Origin of the sequence: Burkholderia ubonensis (assembly GCF_902833085.1) — a bacterium.
Classification (GTDB): Bacteria; Pseudomonadota; Gammaproteobacteria; order Burkholderiales; family Burkholderiaceae; genus Burkholderia; species Burkholderia ubonensis.
In genome coordinates this window covers 230,998-254,555 of the sequence record NZ_CADFEB010000008.1, presented here as the reverse complement: position 1 = coordinate 254,555, position 23,558 = coordinate 230,998, and the positions used below count along the sequence as shown (strand labels likewise).

20 protein-coding genes are annotated in these 23,558 nt (G+C 66.7%); 7 read left to right on the top strand and 13 right to left on the bottom strand.

The window, feature by feature from the left end:
• Positions 1-16 precede the first annotated feature (16 nt).
• Positions 17-406 carry a VOC family protein gene (locus tag HWX31_RS23340; RefSeq protein ID WP_174962901.1) on the bottom strand — a complete coding sequence of 130 codons (390 nt, stop codon included), beginning with the start codon at positions 404-406 and terminating at the stop codon, positions 17-19.
• 73 nt (positions 407-479) lie between these two features.
• Here HWX31_RS23340 and HWX31_RS23335 point away from each other — a divergent pair, with 73 nt between their 5' ends.
• Positions 480-1,451 (top strand): helix-turn-helix domain-containing protein, encoded by a 972-nt coding sequence (locus HWX31_RS23335; RefSeq protein ID WP_174962899.1) that lies wholly within the window; start codon positions 480-482, stop codon positions 1,449-1,451.
• Between the two features lie 90 nt (positions 1,452-1,541).
• Here HWX31_RS23335 and gltA read toward each other — a convergent pair whose 3' ends face one another.
• From gltA to HWX31_RS23300, 7 genes are all read right to left on the bottom strand, one after another.
• Positions 1,542-2,843 carry a citrate synthase gene (gene gltA / locus HWX31_RS23330; RefSeq protein ID WP_045564625.1) on the bottom strand — a complete coding sequence of 434 codons (1,302 nt, stop codon included), beginning with the start codon at positions 2,841-2,843 and terminating at the stop codon, positions 1,542-1,544.
• A 54-nt stretch (positions 2,844-2,897) separates the two neighbouring features.
• Entirely contained in the window at positions 2,898-3,170 is a 273-nt protein-coding gene (locus HWX31_RS23325; protein WP_174962897.1) for an FAD assembly factor SdhE, read from the bottom strand.
• An 81-nt stretch (positions 3,171-3,251) separates the two neighbouring features.
• Complete coding sequence (locus HWX31_RS23320) at positions 3,252-3,953, bottom strand: succinate dehydrogenase iron-sulfur subunit (protein WP_059609254.1); 702 nt, start codon at positions 3,951-3,953, stop codon at positions 3,252-3,254.
• A gap of 21 nt (positions 3,954-3,974) precedes the next feature.
• Positions 3,975-5,750: a succinate dehydrogenase flavoprotein subunit gene (gene sdhA, locus HWX31_RS23315; protein WP_174962895.1), complete on the bottom strand. Its 1,776-nt coding sequence runs from the start codon at positions 5,748-5,750 to the stop codon at positions 3,975-3,977.
• Between the two features lie 3 nt (positions 5,751-5,753).
• Positions 5,754-6,122 carry a succinate dehydrogenase, hydrophobic membrane anchor protein gene (gene sdhD / locus HWX31_RS23310; RefSeq protein WP_059616561.1) on the bottom strand — a complete coding sequence of 123 codons (369 nt, stop codon included), beginning with the start codon at positions 6,120-6,122 and terminating at the stop codon, positions 5,754-5,756.
• Positions 6,123-6,125: 3 nt separating this feature from the next.
• Positions 6,126-6,542, bottom strand: coding sequence for a succinate dehydrogenase, cytochrome b556 subunit (gene sdhC / locus HWX31_RS23305; protein ID WP_059761297.1), 417 nt, complete (start codon positions 6,540-6,542; stop codon positions 6,126-6,128).
• Positions 6,543-6,720: 178 nt separating this feature from the next.
• Positions 6,721-7,524: a GntR family transcriptional regulator gene (locus HWX31_RS23300; protein ID WP_188217567.1), complete on the bottom strand. Its 804-nt coding sequence runs from the start codon at positions 7,522-7,524 to the stop codon at positions 6,721-6,723.
• 298 nt (positions 7,525-7,822) lie between these two features.
• Here HWX31_RS23300 and HWX31_RS23295 point away from each other — a divergent pair, with 298 nt between their 5' ends.
• From HWX31_RS23295 to HWX31_RS23270, 6 genes are all read left to right on the top strand, one after another.
• Positions 7,823-8,806: a malate dehydrogenase gene (locus HWX31_RS23295; RefSeq protein ID WP_059566007.1), complete on the top strand. Its 984-nt coding sequence runs from the start codon at positions 7,823-7,825 to the stop codon at positions 8,804-8,806.
• Positions 8,807-8,972: 166 nt separating this feature from the next.
• The gene (locus tag HWX31_RS23290; RefSeq protein ID WP_174962893.1) at positions 8,973-9,980 is read left to right on the top strand and encodes an HpcH/HpaI aldolase/citrate lyase family protein; all 1,008 of its coding nucleotides are present in this window, start codon (positions 8,973-8,975) and stop codon (positions 9,978-9,980) included.
• A gap of 186 nt (positions 9,981-10,166) precedes the next feature.
• Entirely contained in the window at positions 10,167-10,679 is a 513-nt protein-coding gene (locus HWX31_RS23285) for a hypothetical protein (protein ID WP_174962891.1), read from the top strand.
• Positions 10,680-10,701: 22 nt separating this feature from the next.
• On the top strand, positions 10,702-12,153 hold the full coding sequence (locus tag HWX31_RS23280; protein WP_174962889.1) for a bifunctional 2-methylcitrate dehydratase/aconitate hydratase: 1,452 nt from the start codon (positions 10,702-10,704) through the stop codon (positions 12,151-12,153).
• A gap of 56 nt (positions 12,154-12,209) precedes the next feature.
• On the top strand, positions 12,210-14,927 hold the full coding sequence (gene acnA / locus HWX31_RS23275) for an aconitate hydratase AcnA (RefSeq protein WP_174962886.1): 2,718 nt from the start codon (positions 12,210-12,212) through the stop codon (positions 14,925-14,927).
• Between the two features lie 632 nt (positions 14,928-15,559).
• Positions 15,560-17,293: a S53 family peptidase gene (locus HWX31_RS23270; RefSeq protein WP_174962884.1), complete on the top strand. Its 1,734-nt coding sequence runs from the start codon at positions 15,560-15,562 to the stop codon at positions 17,291-17,293.
• 88 nt (positions 17,294-17,381) lie between these two features.
• Here HWX31_RS23270 and HWX31_RS23265 read toward each other — a convergent pair whose 3' ends face one another.
• The 5 genes from HWX31_RS23265 to HWX31_RS23245 all read right to left on the bottom strand — a co-directional run bounded on the left by HWX31_RS23265 (position 17,382) and on the right by HWX31_RS23245 (position 23,460).
• A complete protein-coding gene (locus HWX31_RS23265; RefSeq protein WP_415493168.1) occupies positions 17,382-18,788 on the bottom strand; it encodes an MFS transporter in 1,407 nt (468 codons plus the stop codon).
• Positions 18,789-18,983: 195 nt separating this feature from the next.
• The gene (locus HWX31_RS23260) at positions 18,984-19,823 is read right to left on the bottom strand and encodes an ABC transporter permease (RefSeq protein ID WP_059615036.1); all 840 of its coding nucleotides are present in this window, start codon (positions 19,821-19,823) and stop codon (positions 18,984-18,986) included.
• A 30-nt stretch (positions 19,824-19,853) separates the two neighbouring features.
• Positions 19,854-21,125: an ABC transporter permease gene (locus HWX31_RS23255; protein ID WP_174962879.1), complete on the bottom strand. Its 1,272-nt coding sequence runs from the start codon at positions 21,123-21,125 to the stop codon at positions 19,854-19,856.
• Positions 21,126-21,223: 98 nt separating this feature from the next.
• Complete coding sequence (locus HWX31_RS23250) at positions 21,224-22,270, bottom strand: ABC transporter substrate-binding protein (protein ID WP_174962877.1); 1,047 nt, start codon at positions 22,268-22,270, stop codon at positions 21,224-21,226.
• Between the two features lie 71 nt (positions 22,271-22,341).
• Positions 22,342-23,460 carry an ABC transporter ATP-binding protein gene (locus tag HWX31_RS23245; RefSeq protein ID WP_174962874.1) on the bottom strand — a complete coding sequence of 373 codons (1,119 nt, stop codon included), beginning with the start codon at positions 23,458-23,460 and terminating at the stop codon, positions 22,342-22,344.
• Between the last annotated feature and the right edge of the window lie 98 nt (positions 23,461-23,558).

Below are 23,558 nucleotides of genomic sequence, written 5' to 3'. Positions count from 1 at the left end.
TCCTGACAACCGGGCATCACTCCGGCCGGTGGCAAACCACGCAGAGCTTGTTGCCGTCCGGATCGCGAAAATACGCGCCGTAATAGTCGGGGTGATAGTGCGGGCGCAGGCCCGGCGGCCCTTCGCAAGTGCCGCCGCGCTGCAGCGCAAGCGCGTGACAGCGATCGACGAGCGTGCGCGTGGCGGCGTCGAACGCGATCGTCTGGCCGTTGCCCGGCGCGGGCGGGCTGCCGTCGAGCGGCCGGCCGATGAAGAACAGCGGCCGGTCGGTGTCGGCCGGCATCCAGCCGGTCCAGCCGTCCGGCTCGTGGAATTTCAGCCGCAGGCCGAGCGCGTCGCACAGCGGTGCATAGAAATCGTAGGCGCGCGCCAAATCGCTGACGCCCACGCAAATGTGTGAAAACATCGGCTTTGCTCCGTCGTGACGATCACGCACGATCATGCCACGGCGCGCCGCCTGCCGTCGCCCGGAGATCGCGATGAAACCGCAATACGAGCACGTGACGTTCGCGCCCGGCTGTTCGATCCGGGTCTATCACCGCAAGCTTGCGCGCATCCCGTTCGAATGGCATCGCCATCCGGAGTACGAACTGACGCTGACGCTCAACAGCCGCGGCAAGCGCTTCATCGGCGATCACATCGCGAGCTATGCGGACGACGACCTCGTGCTCGTGCCGCCGAACCTGCCGCACACGTGGTCGTCGAACGAGCGCATCGATCCGCACGCGCCGCAGGTCGCGCTGGTGGTCTGGTTCGACGGCGACTGGGTGCGGCGGCTCGTCGATTGCTGCCCCGAATACGCGCCGCTGCGTTCGCTGCTGCGGCGCGCGGCGCCGGGCCTGCGCTTCGACGCCGACGCCGCGCGCGCGATGCGGGCCCGGCTGCCTCGACTGCTCGATCCGTCGCCGCGCGAACGGCTCGCCGCGACGCTCGACACGCTCGCCGAACTGGCCGAAGCGGATGGCGAGCCGCTCGCGACCGCACCGGCGTACGACCGGCCCGACGAGCGCACGCCCGCCTCCGGCGCGCCCGAAGCCGAGCGCCTCGACCGCGTGCTCGACGTGATCGACCGGCGCTTCCACGAATCGCTGCGCGTCGACGCGCTCGCCGCCGTCGCGCACCTGTCCGAGCGCACGCTGCAGCGGCTGTTCGTCCGGCATCTCGGCGAAAGCGTCGGCCGCTACGTGCAACGCCTGCGGATCGCGCATGCGTGCCGGCACCTCGTCGGCACCGACTGGCCGATCGCGACCGTCGCCGCGCGCTGCGGGATTCCGAACGCCGCGAACTTCAACCGGCAGTTCCTCGCGACCCGCGGGATGACGCCCGGCGCGTACCGGCAGTTCTTCCTGCGTCACGGCCATCCGCCCGCGGACGATGCGCGTGCGGATCTCGACACGCGCCCGCCGTCGCTGGAACGCGCGGCCACGACGGCAACAACGCCGCGCAAATGAAAACACCCCGGCGGGCAAACCCGCCGGGGTGTCTTGGCATGGCGATCATCCGACGCGAACGGCCTGCCGGCCATTCGCGCCGCATACGGCTCAGCGTGCGCCGATCGGCTTCGCTTCGCGCGGCGTGTCGCCGATGAAGAGCTGCCGCGGACGGCCGATCTTCTGCTCCGGATCCGCAATCATTTCGTTCCACTGTGCGATCCAGCCGATCGTACGCGCCATCGCGAAGATGCACGTGAACATCGACGTCGGGATGCCCAGTGCGCGCTGGACGATGCCCGAGTAGAAGTCGACGTTCGGGTACAGCTTGCGCGACACGAAGTACTCGTCTTCCAGCGCGATCTTCTCGAGCTGCATCGCGAGCTTGAACAGCGGGTCGTCGTGCAGGCCCAGCTCGTTCAGCACTTCGTAGCACGTTTCGCGCATCAGCTTCGCGCGCGGATCGTAGTTCTTGTACACGCGGTGACCGAAGCCCATCAGCTTCACGCCCGAGTTCTTGTCCTTCACCTGCTTGATGAACTCGGGGATGTTGTCCGGCGTGCCGATCTGCTCGAGCATGTTCAGCGCGGCTTCGTTCGCGCCGCCGTGCGCCGGGCCCCACAGACATGCGATACCGGCCGCGATACACGCGAACGGGTTCGCGCCCGACGAACCGGCCAGACGGACCGTCGACGTCGATGCGTTCTGCTCGTGGTCGGCGTGCAGGATCAGGATGCGGTCGAGTGCGCGGACGAGCACGTCGTTGACCTGGTATTCCTCGCACGGGTTCGCGAACATCATGCGCATGAAGTTCGCGCTGTACGACAGATCGTTCTGCGGATACACGAACGGCTGGCCGATGCTGTACTTGTACGCCATCGCGACGAGCGTCGGCAGCTTCGCGATCATGCGGATCGCCGACACTTCACGGTGACGCGGGTCGTTGATGTCGAGCGAGTCGTGGTAGAACGCCGACAGCGCGCCGACTGCGGCGACCAGGATCGCCATCGGGTGCGCGTCGCGGCGGAAACCGCGGAAGAAGAACTGCATCTGCTCGTGCACCATCGTATGCTTCGTGACGGTCGCGACGAATTCCTTCTTCTGCGCTTCGTTCGGCAGCTCGCCCTTCAGCAGCAGGTAGCAGGTCTCGAGGAAGTCGGCGTTCTGCGCGAGGTTGTCGATCGGGTAGCCGCGATACAGCAGCTCACCCTTGTCGCCGTCGATATACGTGATCGCCGAATTGCACGAGGCCGTCGACATGAAGCCCGGGTCGTACGTGAACTTGCCGGTCTGGCCGTACAGCTTGCGGATGTCGATCACGTCCGGGCCCATCGTGCCCTTGTAGATCGGCAGTTCGACGCTAGGCGAGTTGTCGCTGAACGATAGCGTGGCTTTTACATCAGACGGAGTCATGGCACATCCTCAATCGAAATATAGAAACGGGATTCGATAACGGGCGTAACGCGGTTAGACGTTGCGCAGCATCTCCAACAGCCGGTGGACTTCCGGGCTGTCAAGGTCGCCTTCTGGTTCCTTGCGCGCGAGGAGCAAGTCCATCAGGTCGTTGTCGCTCAGATCGAGCAGGCGCGTCATCGCACCTACGTCTGCATCGGTGAGGTCATGCTCGTATCGGCTGAAGAAACGATCGAAGATCAGATCGTTCTCCAGCAGACCCCGCCGCGCGCGCCAGCGGAGGCGCGCGCGGCGGTGCGGGTCGGATTGATGTGCGGTGTCGCTCATCGAGACACCCGCCGGGCCGCCCCAAGGGTGTCGACGCCCCCACGGGGGGCAGCGAACGCAGTGAGCTTGGGGGTCGTCATATCACACCGCGCGGCGAACCATCAGTTCCTTGATCTTGCCGATCGCCTTCGTCGGATTGAGGCCCTTCGGGCACACGTCGACGCAGTTCATGATCGTATGGCAACGGAACAGACGGTACGGATCTTCAAGGTTGTCGAGGCGCTCGCCGGTCGCCGTGTCGCGGCTGTCCGCGATGAAGCGGTAAGCCTGCAGCAGGCCGGCCGGGCCGACGAACTTGTCCGGGTTCCACCAGAAGCTCGGGCACGACGTCGAGCAGCTCGCGCACAGAATGCACTCGTACACGCCGTCGAGCTCGTCGCGTTCCTGCGGCGACTGCAGGCGCTCCTTCTCGGGCGGCGGCGCGTCGTTGATCAGGTACGGCTTGATCGAGTGGTACTGGTTGAAGAAGTGCGTCATGTCGACGATCAGGTCGCGCACGACGGGCAGGCCCGGCAGCGGGCGCAGCACGATCTTCTGCGGCAGGTCGTTCAGGTTCGTCAGGCACGCGAGACCGTTCTTGCCGTTGATGTTCATCGCGTCCGAACCGCACACGCCTTCGCGGCACGAACGGCGGAACGACAGCGTCTCGTCGACGGCCTTCAGCTTGACCAGTGCGTCCAGCAGCATGCGCTCGTGCTGGAGCTCCAGCTCGTACGTTTGCATGCGCGGTGCTGCGTCCTTGTCCGGATCGTAGCGGTAGACTTCAAAAATGCGTTTTGCCATTTCGGATTCCTTTGACTCGGCTTAGAACGTGCGCGGCTTCGGCGGCACGGATTCGACCGTCAGCGGCTTCATTTGGACCGGCTTGTAGTCGAGGCGATCGCCTTCGCTGTACCACAGCGTGTGGCGCAGCCAGTTCTCGTCGTCGCGGTGCTCGTAGTCGCTGTGCGCGTGCGCGCCGCGGCTTTCCTTGCGAGCCTCTGCCGACACCATCGTCGCGCGGGCGACCTCGATCAGGTTCTCCAGCTCGAGCGCTTCGACGCGCGCGGTGTTGAACACCTTCGACTTGTCCTTCAGGTGGATGCTGGCAACGCGTTCCTTCAGGCCGGCCATCTGTTCGACGCCTTCCTTCAGCAGCGCCGACGTGCGGAACACGCCTGCGTGCTTCTGCATCGTCGCGCGGATGTCGTTCGCGACGTCCTGCGTGTATTCGCCCGACGACGACTTCTCGAGCTTGTTCAGGCGCGCCAGCGAGAATTCGCCTGCATCGGCCGGCAGCGGCTTGTGATCGCGCTGGTTCTTCACGTGCTCGACGATGTGGTTGCCGGCCGCGCGGCCGAACACCACGAGGTCGAGCAGCGAGTTCGTGCCGAGGCGGTTCGCGCCGTGCACGGACACGCACGAGCATTCGCCCACTGCGTAGAAGCCGTTGATCGGCTCCTTGTGGTCGCGCGACGTGCCGACGACCTGGCCGTGGATGTTGGTCGGGATGCCGCCCATCTGGTAGTGGATGGTCGGAACGACCGGAATCGGTTCCTTGATCGCATCGACGTTCGCGAACTTCAGCGCGATCTCGCGGATCGACGGCAGACGCTTCATGATCGTCTCGGCGCCGATGTGCGACAGGTCGAGCAGCACGTGGTCCTTGTTCGGGCCCACGCCGCGGCCTTCCTTGATTTCCTGGTCCATCGAGCGCGACACGAAGTCGCGCGGCGCCAGATCCTTCAGCGTCGGCGCATAGCGCTCCATGAAGCGCTCGCCGTTCGCGTTGCGCAGGATGCCGCCTTCGCCGCGCACGCCTTCCGTGATCAGCACGCCCGCGCCGGCCACGCCGGTCGGGTGGAACTGCCAGAACTCCATGTCCTGCAGCGCGATGCCCGAGCGGGCCGCCATGCCGAGGCCGTCGCCGGTGTTGATGAACGCGTTGGTCGACGCCGCGAAGATCCGGCCTGCGCCGCCCGTCGCGAACAGCGTGGTCTTGCCTTCGATGATGTAGACGTCGCCCGTTTCCATTTCGAGGGCCGTCACGCCGAGCACGTCGCCGTCCGCGTCGCGGATCAGGTCGAGCGCCATCCATTCGACGAAGAACTGCGTCTTCGCCGCGACGTTCTGCTGGTACAGCGTGTGCAGCAGCGCGTGACCGGTACGGTCGGCGGCCGCGCACGCGCGCTGGACCGGCTTCTCGCCGTAGTTCGCGGTGTGGCCGCCGAACGGGCGCTGGTAGATCGTGCCGTCCGCGTTGCGGTCGAACGGCATGCCGAAGTGCTCGAGCTCGTACACGACGTTCGGCGCTTCACGGCACATGAACTCGATCGCGTCCTGGTCGCCGAGCCAGTCGGAGCCCTTGATCGTGTCGTAGAAGTGATAGTGCCAGTTGTCTTCGCTCATGTTGCCGAGCGATGCGCCGATCCCGCCCTGTGCGGCGACCGTGTGCGAACGCGTCGGGAACACCTTCGACAGCACGCAGACCGACAGGCCCGCGCGCGACAGTTGCAGCGCCGCGCGCAAGCCGGAGCCGCCCGCGCCGACGATCACGACGTCGAACTTGCGACGCGGGAGGGAAGTTTTGATTGCAGCCATTCTTTACACTCTCCAGAGAATCTGCGCGGCGTAGCCCGCACATGCGAGCAGCCAGACGATGGTCAGCGATTGCAGCAGCAGGCGCACACCGACGGGCTTCACGTAGTCCATCCAGATGTCGCGCACGCCGACCCATGCGTGGTAGAAGAGCGAGAGCAGCGTCACGAAGGTGGCAAGCTTCATCCATTGCGCGGCGAAGATCGACGCCCAGCCTTCGTACGAGAAATCGTGCGCGCCGAAGAACAGCACCAGCAGGATGATCGTGTAGACGGCCATGATCGTGGCCGTGACGCGTTGCGCGATCCAGTCGCGCAGGCCGTAGTGCGCGCCGACGACGAGGCGCTTCGAGCCGATTCGGTTGTTGGCTGCCATTTCTTAGAATGCTCCGAACAGTTTGAGGGCCATGGCGATGGTCAGCAGCGACGAGACGGCGATCACGACGACCGAGGTCGACTTGCCGCGCTCCTTGGTGACGGCATCGTGGTTGATGTCCATCAGCAGGTGGCGGATGCCGGCGCAGAAATGGAGGAAGAACGCCCACGACAACACGAGGACGATGAGCTTGACGATGACGTTGGAAAGAAAGTACTTGAAGCCTTCGAAGCTGAGCTCGGAGGTGAGGCTCTGGTCGAAGAGGAACAGCAGGAACGGAAGGAACAGGAACAGCAGCGCACCGCTGACTCGATGGAGAATCGAAACCTTCGCCGCTAGCGGCAGGCGATATTTCATCGTGATGTCGCCGAACCCGATGTTCCGGTATTCCGGCCTCGGCTTTCTTACTGCGTCAGTCATGCTAGACCCCTACTTATGTTGTGACACTAATCCGCGATTTTAGCGCCTTTTTATATCGCGCTGCAGCGAAAACCTGCTCAGGAGCGTTACGCAAACGCGAACAAAAGCGCACCGAAACGTGCTTCGCGGACAGTGTGGGGAGCGCGAATGCACGAGACACGAGCCGATACCCGCACCGTCAGCTCAAGTCGTTCTGATAGTAATACCCGGTTGTGACATACCAGCCGCGCCGCACTTCCACCGGCCGGTCACCATATGTATAGGACACGCGCTCGACCGACAGCAACGGAAAACCCGTCGGCACATGCAGCAGGTCGGCCACCGCCGGCTCCGCCGCCACCGCGCGGATCTTCTCCGACGCGCGGATCATGCGGGTGCCGAACTCCGTCTCGAACATCGCGTAGAGCGGCCCCTTGTACTCGCTGAGCCGCTCGAACGTGAGGCCGCGGAACATCGCGCCCGGCAGCCAGATCTCGTCCAGCACCGTCGTCTCGCCCTCGAATTCGAGCAGGCGCCGCACCTGCACCACCGGGTCGGCCGGCTTCAGGTCAAGCTGGCGGGCGATCTCGGCCGGCGCACGCGTGCGCCGGCACTCGAGCAGGCGGCTCACGTGCGCGTGCTCCGCGCCGTCGTCGGCCAGCAGGCGCAGGAACCGGAATTGCGCGCGGTCTTCATTGTGCGTCGCAACAAACGTACCCTTGCCCTGCCGGCGAACCACGAGGTTCTCGGCGGCCAGCTCGTCGATCGCCTTGCGCACGGTGCCCTGGCTGACCTTGTAGCGGCCGGCGAGCTCCACTTCGCTCGGAATGATCTCGCCCGGCTTCCATTCGCCCGACTCGAGACTCTGCGTGATCAATGCCTTGATCTGCTGGTATAAAGGGCTGAACGTCGGGGACGGCGTGGGCGCGAGCTCGGCCGCGCCCGGCTGCCCTGGGCCGCCTGCGCCGGTCGGATTCGCGTTGTTCGCCTGGTTCGATGTCATGGCGCGCATTTCATCACAAACCGCGCTTTTCCGTCCACTCAAATTCCGCAAAACATCTGTCTTATATAAGACATATGATACCGTTTGACTTTGCGTTCCTCGGCTCCTAAACTCCGGGTCGAGCAAGGGTTCGCGGGTGGCAAAGCGCGTCCCCGGCCACGTGCCTCGGCCCGTCTCCAGGTTCACCACGCATGCAACCGCGAGTCCTCCGCCCTGCTTCAAAGCAACGCTTCGCATAACGCGCATAGAATGGCGTTTTCCCTAGCGTCCCACGCTTCACCCGTCCTGGAGATTTTCAATGGCTAAGCCCGCAAAGCGCGTTGCCGTCACCGGCGCCGCAGGTCAAATCGCTTACTCGCTGCTGTTCCGCATCGCGAACGGCGACCTGCTCGGCAAGGACCAGCCGGTCATCCTGCAACTGCTCGACCTCCCGCAAGCCCAAGCCGCCGTCAAAGGCGTCGTGATGGAACTGGACGATTGCGCGTTCCCGCTGCTCGCGGGCGTCGTGATCACCGACGACCCGAAGGTCGCGTTCAAGGACGCCGACGTCGCGCTGCTGGTCGGCGCCCGTCCGCGCTCGAAGGGCATGGAGCGCAAGGACCTGCTGTCGGCGAACGCCGAGATCTTCACGGTCCAGGGCGCCGCGCTGAACGAAGTCGCGAGCCGCGACGTGAAGGTGCTGGTCGTCGGCAACCCGGCCAACACCAACGCGTACATCGCGATGAAGTCGGCGCCGGACCTGCCGAAGAAGAACTTCACGGCGATGCTGCGCCTCGACCACAACCGCGCGCTGTCGCAGCTCGCAGCCAAGTCGGGCAAGCCGGTCGCGTCGATCGAGAAGCTCGCGGTGTGGGGCAACCACTCGCCGACGATGTACCCGGACTTCCGCTTCGCGACCGCCGAAGGCGAATCGCTGCTGAAACTGATCAACGACGACGTGTGGAACCGCGACACGTTCATCCCGACCGTCGGCAAGCGCGGCGCGGCGATCATCGAAGCGCGCGGCCTGTCGTCGGCGGCGTCGGCGGCCAACGCGGCGATCGACCACGTGCGTGACTGGGTGCTCGGCACGAACGGCAAGTGGGTCACGATGGGCATTCCGTCGGACGGCTCGTACGGCATCCCCGAAGACATCATCTACGGCGTGCCGGTCGTGTGCGAAAACGGCGAGTACAAGCGCATCGAAGGCCTGGAAATCGACGCGTTCTCGCGCGAGAAGATGGACGGCACGCTGGCCGAGCTGCTCGAAGAGCGCGACGGCGTCGCCCACCTGCTGAAGTAAGGCGCCGGCCGTGCCGCCCGCGGGCGGCACGGCTGCGCAGCGGGCCGGCGGCATGCCGCCGGCCCGCTGCGCCCCCGATCCGATCCGGACGCGTTTTGCCGCCACCGGCCCAGAACGCGCCCGCATCCGATTTTTCACGCTGGCCTGCCTTCTAGACGTAGAGACGATGTCCGCGCTTACTCCTGCAGAAGTGTTGTACGACGGTGCGTCCCCGCCCGCGATCCTGCCATGCTGCGATCACTACGCCGGCAGCGAGAAGCTGATGCGCAAGTCGCTTGCGCTGCAGGCCGAGACGGGCCCCGTGTTCGACATCACGCTCGACTGCGAGGACGGCGCGGCCGTCGGCCGGGAAGCCGCGCACGCGGAGCTGGTCGCCGGCCTGCTCGGCAGCGCCGACAACCGCTTCGGGCGGGTCGGCGCGCGGATCCACGATTTCTCCCACCCCCACTGGCGCGACGACGTGCGGATCATCCTGCGCGCGGCGCGGGCGCCGGCCTACCTCACGCTGCCGAAGATCGCGAACGCCGCCGACGCCGCCGAGATGTGCGCGTTCATCGAAGGCACGCGCCGCGAGCTCGGCATCGCGCGGCCGATTCCGGTCGACGTGCTGGTCGAGACCCACGGCGCGCTCGCTCACGCCGCCGCCCTCGCCGCGCTGCCGCTCGTCGGCACGCTGAGCTTCGGGCTGATGGACTTCGTCTCCGCGCATCACGGCGCGATTCCCGACAGCGCGATGCGCTCGCCCGGCCAGTTCGAGCATCCGCTCGTGCACCGCGCGAAGCTCGAGATCGCCGCGGCCTGCCATGCGCACGGCAAGACGCCGTCGCACAACGTGACGACCGAGGTGCGCGACATGAGCGTCGTCGCGAACGACGCGCGCCGCGCCCGCGACGAGTTCGCGTTCACGCGGATGTGGAGCATCCATCCGTCGCAGATCCGGCCGATCGTCGACGCGTTCGCGCCGCGCATCGACGAAGTCGCGCTCGCCGCGGAGATCCTGCTGGCCGCGCAGGCCGCCGACTGGGGTCCGACACGGCACGGCGACACGCTGCACGACCGCGCGAGCTACCGCTATTACTGGTCGGTGCTGCGCCGCGCGCGGGCCACCGGCCAGCCGGTGCCCGCCGAGGCGGCGCCGCTGTTCGGCCCGGCCGCCGCGGCAGACGCGCCGTGAGCGCGAGCCGATCGCCGGTTTGCTAAACGACAAAAAACGTAACGGAGCCTGAAAACCTGAAATTTGCGCGCCCAAATAGGTGAAAATAGCGGCCGCTGCGCGCTTCCGGGGCGCGTGCAGTTCTACCCGGCCGGAGGCCCCACGCCGCCGGCCCATGTCAACTGATTATCGAAAGGTTCTGACTCCATGAAGAAACTCCTGATCGCTACCGCCATCGGCGCCTTGTCCGCCACGATGCTGGTCTCGGCTCCGAGCGCGTTCGCCCAGGAAGCGGGCACGACCGCGAAGAAGGCAACGGCCAAGCGCCCGGCGCCGGCCAAGCGCATCATCCCGCGCAGCAAGAAGGCACAGGCGCGTGCCGCGGCCAAGGTCGATACGGTGCCGGAAGGCGCAGCGAAGTGGGCGTGCAAGGACGGCCTGTCGTTCGACCTCGCCGGCGACATGAAGCGCGACCAGATCGTCACGGTTCACTGGGCGAAGCGGAACTACAAGCTGCCGCGCCAGGCAACGACGACGGGCGCCGACACGTTCTACGATCCGGCGAACGGCTTCAAGCTGGTCGTGATCCCGACCAAGGCGATGCTGTTCAGCGACGCGAACGGCGGCGAGCGCCTCGCGGACGAGTGCGTGACGCCGGAAATGGCGCAAGGCACGCCGGCGCCGACGCAATCGAACGAGCTGAAGCCGGCAACGAACTAAGCCCGTTCACCCAGGCCCCTCGATGTCCGCCCCGACCTCCAGCGTCCGCCCTGCCCCGGATCCGGTACTCGTCGACATCGTCGACTACGTGCTGAATGCGGGGATCGACAGCGCGCTCGCGCTGGAGACCGCGCGTCATTGCCTGATCGACACGCTCGGCTGCGGACTCGAGGCGCTGTCCTACCCCGCCTGCACCAAGCTGCTCGGCCCCGTCGTACCCGGCACGATCGTGCCGAACGGCGCGAAGGTTCCGGGCACGTCGTTCCAGCTCGATCCGGTCAAGGCCGCATTCGACATCGGCGCGACGATCCGCTGGCTGGACTTCAACGACACCTGGCTCGCCGCCGAATGGGGCCATCCGTCCGACAATCTCGGCGGCATCCTGGCGACGGCCGACTGGCTGTCGCGCACCGCCGTCGCCGCCGGCAAGACGCCGCTCGCGATGCGCGACGTGCTGATCGCGATGATCAAGGCCCACGAGATCCAGGGCTGCATCGCACTCGAAAATTCATTCAACCAGGTCGGGCTCGACCACGTGCTGCTCGTCAAGGTCGCATCGACCGCCGTCGTCGGCCGGTTGCTCGGGCTCACGCGCGACGAGCTGATCAACGCGGTATCGAACGCGTTCGTCGACGGCCACGCGCTGCGCACCTACCGGCACGCGCCCAACACGGGCTCGCGCAAGTCGTGGGCGGCCGGCGACGCGACGTCACGCGCGGTGCGCCTCGCGCTGATCGCGAAGACGGGCGAAATGGGCTACCCGTCGGCGCTGACCGCACCGACCTGGGGCTTCTACGACGTGCTGTTCAACGGACAGCCGTTCCGCTTCCAGCGCCCGTACGGCACGTACGTGATGGAGAACGTGCTGTTCAAGATCGCGTTCCCGGCGGAATTCCACGCGCAGACGGCCGCCGAAGCGGCCATGCAGCTGCACGCGCAGCTCGCCGCGGCAGGGAAATCGACCGACGACATCAGCCGGATCACGATCCGCACGCACGCGGCGGCGATCCGCATCATCGACAAGCAGGGGCCGCTCGCCAACCCGGCGGACCGCGACCACTGCATCCAGTACATGGTCGCGGTGCCGCTGCTGTTCGGCCGGCTGACCGCGGCCGACTACGAGGACGCGGTCGCCGCGGACCCGCGCATCGACGCGCTGCGCGCGAAGACGACGTGCGTCGAGGACCCGCAGTTCACGAAGGATTACCACGATCCGGACAAGCGATCGATCGCGAATGCGCTGACAATCGAGTTCGCGGACGGATCGAAGCTTGCCGAAGTGGCGGTCGAGTATCCGATCGGCCATCAGCGACGCCGCGCCGACGGCATCCCGCTCCTGGTCGAGAAGTTCAGGACCAACCTCGCCCGCCGCTTCCCGGCAAAGCAGCAACAAGCGATTCTCGACGTGTCGCTGGACCAGGCAAAGCTCGAAGCGATGCCGGTCAATGAGTACGTCGATCTGTATGTGATCTAGCCGTCAGGTACAGAACAAGGAGTTTCTTTCCTAGCCTCAAACCCAGGAAAATCACCATGGCCCACAATCTCCACAAGACCCTCAAGGAATTCGACAGCGGTTCCGGCAAAGGCAAGTTCTACTCGCTGCCGCAGCTCGGCAAGGAACTGAAGACGAAGATCGAGCGCCTGCCGGTGTCGATCCGTATCGTGCTCGAGTCCGTGCTGCGCAACTACGACGGCAAGAAGATCACCGAGGAACACATCGAGCAGCTCGCGAACTGGAAGCCGGCCGCCAAGCGCGTCGACGAGATTCCGTTCGTCGTGTCGCGCGTCGTGCTGCAGGATTTCACGGGCGTGCCGCTGCTCGCCGACATCGCGGCCATGCGCGGCGTCGCGAAGCGCGCGGGCAAGAACCCGAAGAAGATCGAGCCGCTGGTCCCGGTCGATCTCGTCGTCGACCACTCGGTCCAGATCGACTACTTCCGCCAGAAGGACGCGCTCGACCTGAACATGAAGCTGGAATTCCAGCGCAACAACGAGCGCTACCAGTTCATGAAGTGGGGCATGCAGGCGTTCGACACGTTCAAGGTCGTGCCGCCGGGCGTCGGCATCGTCCACCAGGTGAACCTCGAGTACCTCGCGCGCGGCGTCCACAAGAAGAAGGACGAAGACGGCACGGTCTTCTACCCGGACACCCTCGTCGGCACGGACAGCCACACGACGATGATCAACGGCATCGGCGTGGTCGGCTGGGGCGTGGGCGGCATCGAGGCGGAAGCCGGCATGCTCGGCCAGCCGGTGTACTTCCTGACGCCGGACGTGGTCGGCGTCGAGCTGAAGGGCCAGCTGCGCGAAGGCGTGACGGCCACCGACCTGGTGCTGACCATCACCGAAATGCTGCGCAAGGAAAAGGTCGTCGGCAAGTTCGTCGAGTTCTTCGGTGAAGGCACGAAGACGCTCGCGCTGCCGGACCGCGCGACGATCGCGAACATGGCGCCGGAATACGGCGCGACGATGGGCTTCTTCCCGGTCGACGAAAAGACGATCGACTACTTCAAGGGCACGGGCCGCACGAAGGCGGAAATCGCCGCGTTCGAGAACTACTTCAAGGCGCAGGACCTGTTCGGCATCCCGAAGGCCGGCGAGATCGACTACACGAAGACGCTGACGCTGGACCTCGCAACGGTCGCGCCGTCGCTGGCCGGCCCGAAGCGCCCGCAGGACCGCATCGAGATCGGCAACGTCAAGTCGACGTTCACCGAGCTGTTCTCGAAGCCGGTCGCGGAAAACGGCTTCGCGAAGAAGGCGGAAGACCTGGACGCCGGCTACACGACGAGCAACGGCGTCGACGTGAAGAACGGCGACGTGCTGATCGCCGCGATCACGTCGTGCACGAACACGTCGAACCCGAGCGTGCTGCTGGCTGCGGGCCTGCTCGCGAAGAAGGCCGTCGAAGCCGGCCTGAGCGTCGCGCCGCACATCAAGACGTCGCTCGCCCCGGGATCGCGCATCGTCACCGAGTACCTGACGAAGACGGGCCTGCTGCCCTACCTGTCGAAGCTCGGCTTCGAACTCGCCGCCTACGGCTGCACGACCTGTATCGGCAACGCGGGCGACCTGACGCCGGAACTGAACGAAGCGATCGTCAAGAACGACATCGTCGCGGCGGCCGTGCTGTCGGGCAACCGCAACTTCGAAGCGCGCATCCACCCGAACATCCGCGCGAACTTCCTGGCCTCGCCGCCGCTCGTCGTCGCCTACGCGATCGCCGGCAACATCACGCGCGACCTGATGACCGAGCCGGTCGGCCAGGGCAAGGGCGGCAAGGACATCTACCTCGGCGACATCTGGCCGACGAGCGACGAGATCCACGCGCTGCTCAAGTACGCGCTCGATCCGAAGAAGTTCGAGGACAACTACGCGAAGCTGACCAAGAAGGGCGACCTCTGGAGCAAGATCGAGGGCGAGTCGGGCCAGGTCTACGACTGGCCGAAGTCGACGTACATCGCGGAGCCGCCGTTCTTCGGCAAGGAATTCTCGATGGAACCAACCGACGCGATCGTCACGGTCAAGGGCGCGCGCGCGCTCGGCATCTTCGGCGATTCGGTCACGACCGACCACATCAGCCCGGCAGGCTCGATCAAGGAAGACTCGCCGGCAGGCAAGTGGCTGAAGGAGAACGGCGTGCAGAAGGCCGACTTCAACAGCTACGGCTCGCGCCGCGGCAACCATGACGTGATGATGCGCGGCACGTTCGCGAACGTCCGGATCAAGAACCTGATGATCCCGGCGAAGGCGGACGGCACGCGCGTCGAAGGCGGCCTGACGATCCACCAGCCGAGCGGCGAACAGCTGTCGATCTACGACGCGGCGATGAAGTACGTCGACGCCGGCACGCCGACCGTCGTGTTCGCGGGCGAAGAGTACGGCACCGGCTCGTCGCGCGACTGGGCGGCGAAGGGCACGCAGCTGCTCGGCGTGAAGGCCGTGATCGCACGCAGCTTCGAGCGTATCCACCGTTCGAACCTGGTCGGCATGGGCGTGCTGCCGCTGCAGTTCAAGGGCGCGGACAGCATCCAGTCGCTCGGCATCACCGGCGACGAGACGTTCGACATCGAAGGCCTCGGCGACGACTTCAAGCCGCAGCAGGACGTCACGCTCGTGATCAACCACAAGAACGGCGAAACGAAGCGCGTGCAGGTGCTGCTGCGCATCGATACGCCGATCGAAGTCGACTACTACAAGCACGGTGGTATCCTGCCGTTCGTGCTGCGCTCGCTGCTCGCAGCGTAAGCGCTCCGCTTTTGCAGGTGCCGTATCCCGCTTCGGCGGGTGCGGCCGATTTGGAAGCCCGGCCTCGTGCCGGGCTTTTTTTCGTCCGCGCGCTCGATAGAGCGTTCACTCTAAAGTGGGGTCCGGACGCGCAACCCGAAAGCCGCCTGCAAGACTGCGCCGCGCGCTGTTCCACCATTCGGCACGCCCCGCCCCGTTCAGGCGGATTTCTCGCGGATTTCTCCATGTTCCGGCGACGTCGACACGCGATGGCGGAAAGCTTGCCGCAAGCCCCGACCACATAGTGCGACGCGGCACGGCGCACGCGACGCACGGCCCGAACCGCCGGGCGAACCCACGCACGCCGCCGCAACGCACGCTTCGCCGCCCACGCGGCTGCCGCGCCTGCTCGATTGGCGCACGCGCCGCCCGCTGCCATGCGGTGCACGCGCGAACCGGTTCCGCAGTCCGCCCCGATGCGCCGCCCTCCACTGTCCCGCGCGACCGTCGCGCGGGAGGCGCCTTGTCAGAACTGACAGCTGATGTTTCTCTCAGCTACCCGAAGTGTTATGGCGTCCTACGCTCCTTTGCGCTCGCGGCCCCACAAGGGCCGGGGGTTCCAGCAACGTCGTCTCTCCTCAAAAGGACACCCGATGAAAAGGAACACCTGGTTTTCCCTGCCTCTGCCGTCGCCCCGCCGTCTCGCCTGCGCATGGCCGCTCGTACTTGCCGCCGGCGCGGCACACGGCGCGACGGACTGGGTCGACACACATACGAAGGCCTTCCTGACCGGCCCGCAGCTGATGGCGCGCAGTGCGGCGCCGTCGCTCGAACTGGCAGCGGGCGAAACGACCAACGTCGTGGTCAGCCTGAAGCTGCGCAATGCCGCGCAGCTCAAGCAGCTCGCGCGCGACGTCAACCGGCCCGGCAGTGCGCAGTACCGCAAGTTCCTCACGCATGACCAGTTCCTCGCGAACTACGCGCCGACCGACGCGCAGGTCAAGTCGGTCGTCGACCATCTGCGCAAGAGCGGCTTCGTCGACATCGAGGTTGCGCCGAACCGGCTGCTCGTTTCCGCGCGCGGCACCGCCGGCACGGTCAAGACCGCGTTCAACACGTCGCTCGTGCACTTCCAGTACGCGGGCCGCTCGGGCTTCGCGAACGCGTCCACCGCGCAGGTGCCGCGCGCGCTCGGCGACGTCGTCGGCTCGGTGCTGGGGCTGCAGAACGTCGCGCGCGCGCATCCGCTGCTGCGCATCGGCAACGTAGCGAAGCCGACGGCGCTCGCCGCGGGCACCGCGACCGGCCACTATCCGAAGGAATTCCCGGCGCTCTACAGCGCGACCGGCGTGCCGACTGCGGCCGGCGTCTCGGTCGGCATCATGACCATCGGCGGCGTTGCGCAAACGCTGCAGGACCTGAGTACCTTTACGTCCAGCAATGGCTATCGCGCGGTCTCGACCCAGACCGTCCAAACCGGCGGCTCCGGCGGCAACTACACCGACGACCAGGACGGTCAGGGCGAATGGGATCTCGACAGCCAGTCGATCGTGGGCGCGGCAGGCGGCCAGGTCGGCAAGCTCGTGTTCTACATGGCGGACCTGAACGCGTCGGGCAACACCGGGCTCACGCAGGCGTTCAACCGCGCGGTGTCGGACAACGTCGCGAAGGTGATCAACGTGTCGCTCGGCTGGTGCGAGACCGACGCGAACGCCGACGGCACGCTCGATGCCGAGGAGCAGATCTTCACGACGGCCGCCGCGCAAGGCCAGACGTTCTCGGTGTCGTCCGGCGACGAAGGCGTGTACGAGTGCAACAACCGCGGCTATCCGGACGGCTCGAACTACACGGTGTCGTGGCCGGCCTCGTCGCCGCACGTGCTCGCGATCGGCGGCACGACGCTGTACACGAGCTCGTCGGGCGCGTTCTCGAACGAAACGGTCTGGAACGAAGGGCTCGACGGCAACGGCAAGCTGTGGGCGACGGGCGGCGGCGTCAGCACGATCCTGCCCGCCCCGTCGTGGCAGTCGGGCAGCAACCGCCAGCTGCCGGACGTGTCGTTCGATGCCGCGCAGAGCACCGGCGCGTACATCTACAACTATGGCCAGCTGCAGCAGATCGGCGGCACGAGCCTGTCGGCGCCGCTGTTCTCCGGCTTCTGGGCGCGCATCCTGGCCGCGAACGGCACGGGCCTCGGGTTCCCGGCCGGGAATCTCTACAACGCGATTCCGTCGCACCCGTCACTCGTCCGCTATGACGTCACGTCGGGCAACAACGGCTACCAGGGCTACGGCTACAACGCGGGCACGGGCTGGGACTACACGACCGGCTTCGGCAGCCTGAACATCGCGAACCTGAACCAGCTGGTCAAGTCAGGCGGGTTCTGAGCGAGGTGTGTAGAGCCGGCGCGCGGGACGTTGCTCCGCGCGCCGGTTTTTTTGCTTTTTCACGTGGATGCACCGGACCGACCGGGCGTCACTTCGTCGCCCGCTCCGATGCAACCGCTACGCCGGCCCGATGCGACGGCACGAACAGCCGCAATCCGCTCACGATGCTCGCGGCGCCCGCGAAGCACGCGCCGAGCACCAGCGCGAGCGTCGGCCCGTGACGGCCCGCGATCCCGAACGACAGCGCGACGAGCGCCGCGCCGGTCGCCTGCCCGATCAGCCGCGCGGTCGCGATGATTCCGCTCGCACCGCCGCTGCGTTCGGGCGGCGCGCTCGACATCAGCGCTCTCAAGTTCGGCGACTGGAAAAAGCCGAAGCCCGCGCCGCACAGCATCATCCGCCAGCCGATGTCGAACACGTGCGGCGCCGCCGGCAGCGTGGCGAGCGACGCCATACCCGCGCACAGCAGCGCAAGGCCGACCGCGCCGAGCAGCCCGGGCGGGTAGCGGTCCGACAAGCGCCCCGCGAGCGGCGCGGCGAGCGCGACGACGATCGACCACGGCGTCATCAGGAAACCCGTCTCGACCGCGCTCCGATGCAGCACGGTTTCGAAATAGAACGGCAGCGACACGAACGCGAGCCCTTGCGCGGCGAACGCGCAGACCGCGGTCAGCGCGGACAGCGCAAACACGGGCCGGCGAAACAGGTCGACCGGCAGCATCGGCGCAGGATGCCCGGCCTCGCGGCGGATCAGCAGCAAGCCGAAGCCGAGCGCGAGCGTGGCGGCGGCGAGCACGATGGAGAGCGGCCCGCGCTGCGCGGCCTCGCCGAGCGCGAAGATCAATGCGGCGAACGTGACGACGTTGAGCAGCGCGGCCACCGGATCGAACGCGTGGCGGCCGCGCGCCGTCTGCGGCAGCGACGGAATCGCCACCGCGAACGCACACACGCCGAGCGGCACGTTCACCGCGAACAGCCACGGCCACGCGGCGACCGACAGGATCAGCGACGCGATCGTCGGGCCGACCGCGAACGACACGCCGACGACGAGCGCGTTGAGGCCGACGCCGCGCCCGAGCCGGTGCGCGGGATACAGGCTGCGGATCAGCGCGACGTTGACGCTCATGATCGCGCTCGCGCCCAGGCCCTGCACGATCCGCGCGGCCGTCAGCAGCGGCAGCGTCGACGCGAGCGAGCAGCCGAGCGACGCCAGCGTGAAGATGACCAGGCCGGCGATATACACGCGCTTGTGGCCGACGATGTCGCCGAGCGCTGCAAGCGGCAGCAACGTCGCGACCATCGCGAGCTGGTATGCGTTGATGATCCACACGGATGCGGCCGGCGCCGCGCGCAGGTCGGCGGCGATCGCGGGCAGCGCGGTGTTCGCGATCGCGGTGTCGAGCGTCGCGAGCGCGACGGCCAGCAGCACGGCGGCCATCGCGCGCCAGTTGACGGCCTGCTCCGGGGTGCGGGCGGCGGAAGCGGTTTCGGACAAGATGTGACTCTGCTGACGGGCGACGCAATGCGATGCGTCGCGGTTGGACCGGCTCGGCATCGCGCGTGTCGTCCGGTGCAACCGGTGCGCGCGCCGCCGCGTTCCGTATTGTTGCAGAGCCGCATCGATCCTGCAGGCGGCCGCTTCGCCAGTCAGCCAAACGAAAGCAGGCGCCGCCCTCGGTGCATCACCTCGTCACGCAACCGCCCGCCGCGCATTGCGCCCGCGCAGCCATTCGAGCGCGAGCAGCAGGCTCGTCGAGAAGATGATCAGGATCGTCGCGAGCGCGGCGATCGTCGGGCTGATGTTCTCGCGGATGCCGGTGAACATCTGGCGCGGCAGCGTGGTCTGGTCCGCGCCGGCGAGAAACAGCGTGACGACCACTTCGTCGAACGACGTCGCGAACGCGAACAGCGCGCCCGACATCACGCCCGGCGCGATCACCGGCAGCGTGACGCGAAAGAACGTCGTGACCGGATTCGCGCCGAGCGACAGGCTCGCGCGCACGAGGTTGTGGTTGAAGCCCTGCAGCGTCGCGGCCACCGTCGTAACGACGAACGGCACGCCGAGCGCCGCATGCGCGGCGATCAGCCCGGTATAGGTGTTTGCAAGGCCGAGCGGCGCGAAGAACAGGTACATGCCGACGCCGACCACGACCACCGGCACGATCATCGGCGACAGCAGCACCGCCATCAGCAGCCCCTTGCCGCGGAAGTCGGCCTTCGTGAGCCCGATCGCGGCGAGCGTGCCGAGCACGGTCGCGACGACGGTGGCCGACGGCGCGACGATGAAGCTGTTCTTCGCCGCCATGCGCCACTCGTCGGACGCGATCAGGTTCTCGTACCAGCGCGTCGAGAAGCCCGGAATCGGATAGACGAGGAACGTGCTCGACGAAAACGACAGCGGCACGATCGCGAGCACCGGCAGGATCAGGTACAGCAGCGTCAGCACGACGAGCACGCGCAATGCGACGTACCACGCGCGCTCGACGAACGACATGTGCGGCGCGAACAGCGGCCTGGCGAGCAGTTTCATGATCGAATCCCCTTCCCTGTTTCCCGCGGCTCAGCCGAGGCTCACGTTCGAGCGGGTGAAGCGGTTGTAGACCGCGTACAGCACGAGCGTCGCCGCGAGCAGCAGCCCGCCGAGCGCACACGCCATGCCCCAGTTGATCGTCACGTTCGTGAAGTACGCGACGTAGTAGCTGACCATCTGGTCGTTCGGCCCGCCGAGCAGCGCCGGCGTGATGTAGTAGCCGATCGCGAGGATGAACACCAGCAGCGCGCCCGCGCCGACGCCCGGGTAGGTCTGCGGCACGTACACGCGCCAGAACGCCGCGAACGGATGGCTGCCGAGCGACACGGCTGCGCGCTGGTAGGTCGGCGGGATCGACTTCATCACGCTGAAGAGCGGCAGGATCATGAACGGCAGCAGGATGTGCGTCATCGAGATGTACACGCCGACCCGGTTGAACAGCAGCGCGAGCGGATGCGAGATCAGCCCGCTGCCGATCAGCGCCTTGTTGACGAGCCCCTCGCTCTGCAGCAGCACGATCCACGCGGCGACGCGCACCAGCACCGAGGTCCAGAACGGAATCAGCACGAGGATCATCACGAGGTTCGCGCGCCGCTCCGACAGCGTCGAGATCCAGTATGCGAGCGGATAGCCGAGCAGCAGCGCGAACAGCGTGACCGCGACGCCGATCACGAGCGTGCGGCCGAAGATCGCCAGGTAGATCGACTGGTCCGGATCGGCGGGCACGACGTGGCCGAAGCCGTCCTGCTTGTGATCGAGCGACGCGAGCAGGTAGAACGGTGAGTACGCGCTGCCGTTCTTCGCGATCGCCTGCCAGTACACGGGGTCGCTCCAGCGTGCGTCGAGCTCGACGAGCTTGCCGCGCTGCTGCGCGGGCGTGAGCGCTTCGCCGTTATCGCCCTTGAGCGGCATCGCGCGCGCCGTCTTCGCGACGAGCGACCGGTAGCCGGGAATCTCGGTGTTCAGGCGCCGCGCGAGCGCGCCCATCGCCTCGCTGTCGGCAACCCGCGTCATGTCGGCGGCGAGCGCCGCATACGCGGCGTCGGCGGGCGGCGTCTTGCGGTCCCAGCCGGACAGCGCGGCGACCGTGTTCGGCAGCGCGGTCGCGATCTCCGGGTTCTGCACCGCGCGCGTCAGCAGCGCGCCGATCGGCACGACGAAGATCAGCAGCAGGAAGATCGCGAGCGGCGCGACCAGCAGCAGCGCCATCGCGCGCTTCCTGGCCTCGGCGGCCTTCAGCTCGCGTTTCAGCGTGGCAGTCGACTGCGTCGACGAAGAAGTGGCGATCGTCATCGTATCCAACGGGTGTCTCCGGCCGGACCGGAGTCCGGCGGCATGCCGCGCGAAGCGCCGCGACGCGTGCGCGTCGCGCGGCCGGTTGCGTCACGACTGCGACGCGCTTACTTCGATGCCCATGCGGCGAAGCGCTGCTCGAGCTCGTCGCTGTGGTCGGTCCAGAAGCCGATGTCCTGCAGCACCGCGTTCTTGCCGTTGGTCGGCGAGTTCGGCAGGTTCGCGAGCGTCTTCGCGTCGAGCGACTTGATCGCGGCGACGCTCGCCGGGCCGTACGAGATGTGCTGCGCGTAATCCTGCTGCGGCTTCGTCGACAGCGTGTACGCGATGTATTTCTCCGCAAGCGCCTTGTTCGGCGTGCCCTTCGGAATCGCCCAGTAGTCCAGATCGTAGATGCTGCCGTTCCAGACCACCTTCAGGTTCTTGCCTTCCTTCTGCGCGGCGCTGATGCGGCCGTTGTACGCGGTCGACATCACGACGTCGCCGGCGACCAGGAACTGCGGCGGCTGCGCGCCCGCCTCCCACCACTGGATGTACGGCTTCAGCTCTTCGAGCTTCTTGAACGCGCGATCCTGGCCGGCCTTCGTGCCGAGCACCTTGTAGACGTCCTTCGGCGCGACGCCGTCGGCCATCAGCGCGAACTCGAGGTTGTAGCGCGCGCCCTTGCGCATCCCGCGCTTGCCCGGGAATTTCTTCACGTCCCAGAAATCGGCCCAGCCGGCCGGCGCGGCCTTCAGCTTGTCCGCGTTGTACGCGAGCGTGGTCGACCACACGAAGAAGCCGACGCCGCAGGTCTGCGGCGATTCCGGAATCAGGTCGGATTTCTTCGCGATCTTCGACCAGTCGAGCTTCTCGTACAGCCCTTCGTCGCAGCCGCGGTTCAGGTCGCCCGATTCGACCTCGACCACGTCCCAGTTGACGTGCTTCGCCTCGACCATCGCCTTCACCTTGGCCTGCTCGCCGTTGTATTCGACGGCGGTGACCTTGTTGCCGGTCGACTTCTCGAACGGCTGGTTGAACGCGACCTTCTGCGCATCGCCGTTCGCGCCGCCGAAGTTGACGACCGTGATCTCCGCCGCCGACGCGGATGCGCCGAACACGGCCAGCGCCAGCGCGAAGGCGGTGCGGCGCGCGGTAAAGCTTGCTCGATTCATGATGGTTCCTCTCGTGGTGGAAGTGCGCCGTTGTTATGGACGACGTGCTGCGAAAAACCGTGAAGCCGTGTTCAGGCGAATACGCGCAGGTGCTCGGGCGCGAACGCGAGCCCGACCGGCGCGCCGGGCGAGAACGCATCGAGCGCGCCGGTGCCGAGCGGCACCTTCACGAAGCATTCGTCCTGCCCCGGCACCGCGCAGCGCATGCGCACGTGATCGCCGAAATAGATGAGGCTGCGGGCCTCGCCCGCCAGCAGGTTCGCGGCCGCGCCGTTCGCGTGGCCATTCGCGTGGCCGTTGCCGTGCTGCAGCGCGAGGCTCATGCGCTCGGGACGGATGCACGCGACCGCGGCCGCGCCTGCCGCGGCGTTGCCGATGTTGCGGCCGACGAGCTTCGTGCCGTCGTCGAGCCGGAACTCGCAGAACTCGCCGTCGACGCGTGCGACCGTGCCGCGCAGCCGGTTGCTGTCGCCGATGAAGTTCGCGACGAATTCGTTGCACGGCGATTCGTACAGGCGGTCGACGGTGTCGAGCTGCTGCACGATGCCCTTGTCGAACACGGCGACGCGGTCCGACATCGTCAGCGCCTCGCCCTGGTCGTGCGTCACGTACACGAAGGTCACGCCGAGCTTCTCGTGCAGCGCCTTCAGTTCGTACTGCATGTGTTCGCGCAGCTGCTTGTCGAGCGCGCCGAGCGGCTCGTCCATCAGCACGAGCTGCGGCTCGAACACGAGCGCGCGGGCCAGCGCGATGCGCTGCTGCTGGCCGCCCGACAGCTGCGCCGGGTAGCGCTTCGCGAAGCGCTCCATCTGCACCATCTTCAGCGCATGCGCGACGCGCTCGGCGCGCTCGCCGGCCGGCAGCTTGCGCACCATCAGCGGATACGCGACGTTCTGCTCGACGGTCAGGTGCGGGAACAGCGCGTAGTTCTGGAACACCATGCCGATGTTGCGCTTGTGCGGCGGCACGTTGTTCAGCAGCTCGCCTTCGAGGCGGATCTCGCCGCCCGTCGGAAACTCGAAGCCGGCCAGCATCATCAGGCAGGTGGTCTTGCCGGAGCCGGACGGCCCGAGCAGCGTCAGGAATTCCCCGCGGCGGATGTCCAGGTCGAGCGATTTGACGACGAGCGTCTCGCCGTCGTAGGTCTTCCGCACGCCGCGAAAGCTGACGATCACTTCATCGGTCTTCATCGTGGCTGTCCCCTTGCAACGCGCCATGCATTTATTGAGATGCAGACGACTATACGGCTGGCACGGTTCTATACTAGGGAACCATTTCAATATTCCTA